The organism is Sulfitobacter sp. UBA4523, assembly GCF_002388305.1.
Taxonomy (GTDB): domain Bacteria; phylum Pseudomonadota; class Alphaproteobacteria; order Rhodobacterales; family Rhodobacteraceae; genus Sulfitobacter; species Sulfitobacter pontiacus.
This window is the reverse complement of the sequence record NZ_DGMH01000012.1, coordinates 8,841-14,406: the sequence shown is the minus strand read 5'-3', so window position 1 is coordinate 14,406 and position 5,566 is coordinate 8,841. Positions and strand designations below refer to the sequence as shown.

The 5,566-nt window shown below is 62.8% G+C and carries 5 protein-coding genes and 2 pseudogenes; all 7 read right to left on the bottom strand.

The window, feature by feature from the left end:
- A pseudogene (locus B3849_RS02315) lies at positions 1-227 on the bottom strand (phage portal protein); the annotation flags it as partial.
- A gap of 148 nt (positions 228-375) precedes the next feature.
- A complete protein-coding gene (locus B3849_RS02310) occupies positions 376-1,602 on the bottom strand; it encodes a DNA-packaging protein (RefSeq protein ID WP_286779766.1) in 1,227 nt (408 codons plus the stop codon).
- Between the two features lie 52 nt (positions 1,603-1,654).
- The gene (locus tag B3849_RS02305) at positions 1,655-1,999 is read right to left on the bottom strand and encodes a hypothetical protein (protein ID WP_286779764.1); all 345 of its coding nucleotides are present in this window, start codon (positions 1,997-1,999) and stop codon (positions 1,655-1,657) included.
- A 221-nt stretch (positions 2,000-2,220) separates the two neighbouring features.
- Positions 2,221-3,405 (bottom strand): endolytic transglycosylase MltG, encoded by a 1,185-nt coding sequence (gene mltG, locus B3849_RS02300; RefSeq protein WP_037944000.1) that lies wholly within the window; start codon positions 3,403-3,405, stop codon positions 2,221-2,223.
- Positions 3,405-4,664 carry a beta-ketoacyl-ACP synthase II gene (fabF, locus tag B3849_RS02295; protein WP_074635104.1) on the bottom strand — a complete coding sequence of 420 codons (1,260 nt, stop codon included), beginning with the start codon at positions 4,662-4,664 and terminating at the stop codon, positions 3,405-3,407. Before fabF ends, mltG begins: the two co-directional genes overlap by 1 nt.
- 87 nt (positions 4,665-4,751) lie before the next feature.
- A complete protein-coding gene (locus B3849_RS02290) occupies positions 4,752-5,285 on the bottom strand; it encodes a GNAT family N-acetyltransferase (protein WP_278424455.1) in 534 nt (177 codons plus the stop codon).
- 179 nt (positions 5,286-5,464) lie between these two features.
- Positions 5,465-5,566: pseudogene (locus B3849_RS02285) on the bottom strand (acyl carrier protein); the annotation flags it as partial.

The following is a 5,566-nucleotide window of genomic DNA, read 5'->3' as shown; positions in this document are numbered from 1 at the left end:
GCATCCTGCAACACCAGCGGCAAGGCCGCCGCGGCCTCCGCGATCAGCTTCACCGACCGAAATCCCACAGGGTTGCCGCAAAACCCGCTGCGCGTCAGACTGACCACATCGCGCGGGCTCCAGGCCACGCGCCCGCTGGTCTGAACCGCAACGACAGGCCCCGTGGCAGAGGCTTTCTTCTCCGCAACCACCTCAACCGCCCCCCGTTTGAGAAAATCAAAAACCATGCCGCTGCTCTCCCTGCTCATTGACCGCCCCATGAAGATCTCACCAATCTCTTAACGCCACCCGACCAGAGCGAACGCCCCGCCCGCAACAGCGCTTCATTTTGCCCGTTAAACTCTCCCCGAAGGGCCGCTCTCCTCCGCAACGCGCTCACAATCCACGCACCCCGGGCATCCGCCACTGTGCCGCAGGCTCGATCATCAGCTCATGCAGCGCCCAGACCAGCGCATCGACGCGGTCCGGCGATCCGCCGCCCTCATAGCCCCGCGCTGTCATCCGGCACATCTGGTCCTCCAGCGCGTCCAGCCCCGCCACATGCCCCACGCGCCCCTGCTCATAAAGGGCCGCCACAGGCTCCGCCCGCGCGACCTTGCCACGGCTGGCATGAACCGATTTGACCGGCACCAATGGGTCGACCTGACGCAAGACCTCCGCAACCATCTGCCCGCCCTGATTGACCTCGGCGACAAGACGGTCTGCGCCGTACTGCGCCATCGCGCTGATCGCCGCGCGCGCCCAGCCCGACGGGGTCGCCCCTTGTACCGTGCAATCGGCCAGCACGACGGCGCGCCAATCCTGCGGCGGGCCTTGGGTCTGCGCGCCCACCACCACGATCCCGCATTCATCCGACCCCGCGCCGGCGGTGGTCGCAGGGTCCAACCCCACGACGATCCGGTCCAGCAAGGGCACATCCCGCATCCGCCCGGCCTCGATCCGCTCGGATGTCCACAGCGCCCCTTCCGCATCGGCCAACAGCACACCGTCCAGTTCCTGTCGGCCCAACCGCGTCCCGCGATAGCGCGCCCGCACCTCCTCCAGGAAAGAGCCCGCAAGGTTCGCGGCATTCGCCTCTGTCGGGGCATGGGTGGTCACGGTCGACGGCGACGCCAGCAGGTTTTTCAGCACGCCGACATTACGCGGAGTCGTGGTCACACAGACCCGCGGGTCCTCCCCCAACCGCAAGGCGAACTGCAACTGGTCCCACGTCTCTTCGGCCTTCTTCCACTTGGCCAGCTCATCCACCCAGGCCGCGTCAAACTGCGGCCCGCGCAGCCCCTCTGGGTCATGCGCCGTATGCACCGTCGCCACGGCCCCATTGGGCCAGACCAACCGCTTGCGCGTCGCCTCCCAATCCGGTCGCCGGTCCGCAGGCGAGCACGCCAATATCCCGCTATCGCCAAAGATCATCACCTCGCGCACCTGCTCGATGGTCTCTCCCACCAACGCCACACGGCGACAGCGCCCCGCATCCAAGGGCCGCGACCCTTCGACCTGCGCGCGCACCCATTCCGCCCCCGCACGCGTCTTGCCCGCACCGCGCCCGCCCATGATCACCCAGGACCGCCAGTCGCCCTCGGGGGGGAACTGATGCGGCATGGCCCAGAACTCGAACAAAAAAGGGAGAGCCAAAAGCTCTCCCTCCTCCAGATCATTCAGGAACCGGGCTTGCACCGCAACATCGGCGGAGCCGATCCAGCTTGCACCCGATGTCAGCCCGCGCCCTTTCCATGTCCAGCGCGTATCCCCCTCGGGCAATGCCCGCTTGTCTGTTTCTGCACTCATTCAGATAGGTCTCCACCTTGACGCAAGTCGCCACCATGCCACTGGCCTTACCCAATGCCTTCGACGCTGCTGTTTCGTTTACTTCCTCCCCGGATCGGGCCTGTTCGCGCAGGCTCTCTATCTCGCGGCGCAAATCGCGGATCGCGACCTGCAATGCCTGAAGCTGCTCTTCGCTGGCAGCAATTTCCTGTTCCGGGGTATTCATCGTCATCTTGCTCTTACCTCTCGTTTTGGACCTCCAACCCGAGCAGACACGAAAAAACGGCCACCGGAACTTAATCCGGGGCCGTTTGCCCATGTCTTCTAGCATGGACGTATTTCTATGTCAGAGCGGACGCAAAGTCAAGGAAAACAAGGTTACCGAAACCTTCCAAGCCCTTACGATGGTTAACAAATTCCTAATTTAACCCAAATCCGCACCCGCTCTGACGCTTAGTTTCCGCCCGTCGACGCATTGCCCGCCGCTTCCGCGCCACGCTCCGCCTCGATCTGGCGCCAGCGCGCGACATTGGCGTTATGCTCTTCCAATGTCTCGGCAAAAGCGTGACCGCCGGTGCCATCGGCAACGAAGAAAACATAGTCCTCGCTGGCCGGTTGTGCCGCAGCCATCAGGCTCGCACGTCCGGGGTTCGCAATCGGCGTCGGTGGCAGCGCGTCGATGACGTAGGTGTTGAACGGAGTCTCCTTGCGCAGTTCGCTGCGGCGCAGACCACGCCCCAAGACGCCCTGCCCGTTGGTGATCCCGTAGATCACGGTCGGGTCCGTCTGCAGACGCATGCCTTGGTTCAAACGGTTGACGAAAACGCTCGCCACCTGTTCGCGCTCTTCCGGTACGCCGGTTTCCTTCTCGACGATAGAGGCAAGGATCAACAGCTCCTCAGGCGTCTCGACAGGCAGCCCCGGATCGCGAGCCTCCCAGGCTTCGGCCAAACGCTGTTCTTGTGCCGCGGCCATACGCGTCAGGATTTCGGCACGGTCGTCCCCTTCGGACACCTCATAGCTGTCGGGGGCCAAAGATCCCTCCGCAGGCACAGCCGCGATCTCGCCTGACAGCAGGTCAATGGCTTTCAACGCCTCGGCCACCTGCCAGCTTGTCACGCCCTCTGCCATCGCGATGCGGAACCGCGTGTCGGCCTTCGCCTTGGTCTGGGTATAGACCTCTGGCACCTCATCCTCACCGGGGGTGAATTCGGCACGCTCGACGAAACGGCTTGTTACGGGGTCCAGCTCACGCACCTGCGTGCTGATGCGGTTCACACCGATGCGGTAGACAACTTCGGTACCGCAGGTGCTTGCCCCGCCGCGTGTCACCGTGTCCACGATCTCTTTCATCGAGGCTTCGGGCTGGATCAGAAAGCTCCCCGCCTTCAGGTCGCGGGTCTTTTCCTCATACTCCGCCCCAAGACGGAAGATCGCAGCCGAGCTTACGGCCTCTTGCGTAGCAAGATCATCGCCTACGGCACGCATGTTCGACCCGCGCTCCACCTGCAGGCAGATCGCCTGCGACAGCGGACCGGGGGCATCATACTGCCCCCGCCCCCACAGGATAATCCCGCCTAACAAAAACAAGCCTAAAATCAGAAACGTAACAGCGTTAGACGCGATATGACGCCACATTAGGATGCTTTCCCGAAGATCACGCTCGCATTGGTGCCACCAAAGCCGAAAGAGTTGCTCAGCGCGACATCAATCTTGCGCTCGACCTTCTTGTTCGGGGCCAGATCGATCTTGGTTTCAACCGCAGGATTGTCGAGGTTGATGGTCGGCGGGGCCACCTGATCGCGGATCGCAAGGATAGAGAAGATCGCCTCGATCGCGCCAGCAGCCCCCAACAGGTGACCGGTCGCGGATTTCGTCGACGACATGGTGACCGTCTCAACCGCGTCGCCCAGCATCCGCTCGACCGCGCCCAGTTCGATCACATCAGCCATGGTCGATGTGCCATGCGCGTTGATATAGTCGATGTCTTTTGGCTCCAGCCCGGCACCACGCAAGGCGTTGCGCATGGACCGTTCGGCCCCGTCGCCATCCTCGGCAGGGGCGGTGATGTGATAGGCATCGCCTGACAGACCATAGCCCAGCACCTCGGCATAGATCTTGGCCCCACGGGCCTTGGCGTGTTCGTATTCTTCCAGCACGACAATGCCCGCGCCCTCGCCCATGACGAAACCGTCACGATCCGCGTCATAGGGGCGGCTTGCCTTGGTGGGGTCGTCGCCCCGCTTGGTGGACAGCGCTTTACAGGCGTTGAACCCGGCCATGCCGATCTCGCAAATCGCGGCCTCGGCCCCGCCGGCAATCATCACATCCGCGTCGCCATGCTGGATCAGACGGCTTGCGTCACCAATCGCATGGGCACCGGTGGAACAGGCGGTCACGACCGAATGGTTCGGGCCGCGGAAACCATAGCGAATCGATACCTGACCCGAGATCAGGTTGATCAGCGCGCCGGGCACAAAGAACGGACTCACGCGGCGCGGGCCTTTCTCGTGCATCATCACGGCCGTGTTCGCGATAGAGTTCAGGCCCCCGATGCCCGACCCGATCAAGACGCCGGTGCGTTCCAGATCTTCGCGGTCCGTGGGCATCCAGCCGGAATCCTCGACCGCTTGCTGTGCTGCGGCCATGCCGAACAGGATAAAGGTATCCACTTTGCGCTGTTCTTTCGGCTCCATATACTTGTCGCCGTTAAAGGTACCATCCGTACCGTCGCCAAGCGGCACTTCGCAGGCGTATTGAGTGACCAGCTTGCTGGGATCGAAGCCCGTGATCTTGCCCGCCCCGGACTGACCATCCAAAATTCTGGACCAGCTGGCCTCCACGCCATCGGCCAACGGAGTTACCAATCCCAAACCTGTCACTACTACTCTGCGCATATCCAAGCCCCTTGGTGTTTCTTTGCGTTGACCGGCTATACCTTGCCGAGACCGTAAATTTCAAGACGCGAAGCGCCCAAGCCACGGTCAGACCGGCGGGCCTTTGCGCGTCATCAGACGTATCTTGTCGCCGTCAAGCTCTATGTCGCGCAGCGCGGTATATCCCAAGGTCTCGGCCAGACGCAGCGAAGATGCATTCGCCACGGCGACCATGCACACCGTGCGCCCCGTCACCACGCGGTCGAACCAGTCATGCGCGGCGCGCGCGGCTTCCAGCCCCAGCCCCGTGCCCTGCGCTTCGGGGGCCAGCACCCAACCGGCCTCGGGAAAGGGATCGAAATCGTCGCCAAACCCGCGGGAACCAAAGAAAAACCCGACCTGACCTTCCATCTCGCGGGTGCCGCGCGACTGGATCGCCCATTGACCAAACCCGACAATCTGCCAATGGCCCGCATTGCGCAGAAACGCATCCCAGCTTTCGGCCTTGGGTTTGGGCTTGCCGGTAATATGGGTCACCACGGCGGGCGTGGCCCAGATGTCAGCATAACGGGGGAAGTCTTCGGCCCGCATGGCGCGCAGGGTGAGACGGGCGGTATTGATGGTCGGTACGGATCGCGACATGTGGTGAATTACCTTCACGCTTGAATTTCTGTCGCAGCCAGTGTCACGCCGCAGCCCGCGCAACACAAGTGACGCGCGGTCCCCCCAAGCAAAAACGGCGCCCTTCCGCTAGGAAGAACGCCGTTCTCTAAATCTCGTGCCGCCGCGACGCCTATGGGGCTGCGGCTGGCAAAAACGTCTTAGGACGCTTCTTTGATGAACTTGACCGCGTCGCCGAAGGTCTGGATGTTCTCGGCTGCGTCATCGGGGATCTCGATGCCGAACTCTTCTTCGAACGCCAT

Coding starts and splice junctions, on each gene's coding strand:
- B3849_RS02310 (WP_286779766.1), bottom strand. CDS start 1,602: ATGCCGCATCAGTTCCCCCCCGAGGGCGACTGGCGGTCCTGGGTGATC.
- B3849_RS02305 (WP_286779764.1), bottom strand. CDS start 1,999: ATGACGATGAATACCCCGGAACAGGAAATTGCTGCCAGCGAAGAGCAG.
- mltG (WP_037944000.1), bottom strand. CDS start 3,405: ATGTGGCGTCATATCGCGTCTAACGCTGTTACGTTTCTGATTTTAGGC.
- fabF (WP_074635104.1), bottom strand. CDS start 4,664: ATGCGCAGAGTAGTAGTGACAGGTTTGGGATTGGTAACTCCGTTGGCC.
- B3849_RS02290 (WP_278424455.1), bottom strand. CDS start 5,285: ATGTCGCGATCCGTACCGACCATCAATACCGCCCGTCTCACCCTGCGC.